Source organism: Mesorhizobium sp. M3A.F.Ca.ET.175.01.1.1, from assembly GCF_004791945.1.
GTDB lineage: Bacteria > Pseudomonadota > Alphaproteobacteria > Rhizobiales > Rhizobiaceae > Mesorhizobium.
In genome coordinates this window covers 1-344 of sequence record NZ_SRTP01000189.1, presented here as the reverse complement: position 1 = coordinate 344, position 344 = coordinate 1, and the positions used below count along the sequence as shown (strand labels likewise).

Below are 344 nucleotides of genomic sequence, written 5' to 3'. Positions count from 1 at the left end.
ACAGATTCACCCCCGCAAAACCCGCAGGCGCACGTAGCGTCGACGAGATCACCGGCAGCCGGCGGCTGAGGCGTATGCGCAAGGCCGACTGGTCGCGCCGGCTGGTGCAGGAGAACCAGCTCTCGGTGAACGACCTGATCTGGCCGATCTTCGTCGTCGACGGCAAAAATGTGCGCGAACCGATCGCCGCCATGCCGGCCGTCTATCGCCTCTCCGTCGATCTCGCGGTCAAGGAGGCGGAGCGAGCCGCCAAGCTCGGCATCCCCGCTATCGCCACTTTCCCAAATGTCGAGCTTTCGCTGCGCGACGAGACCGGGTCGCACATCCTCGACCCGGAAAACATC

1 pseudogene is annotated in these 344 nt (G+C 64.8%); it reads left to right on the top strand.

What is annotated here, in order from left to right:
* A pseudogene (locus EN818_RS31285) lies at positions 1–344 on the top strand (porphobilinogen synthase); the annotation flags it as partial.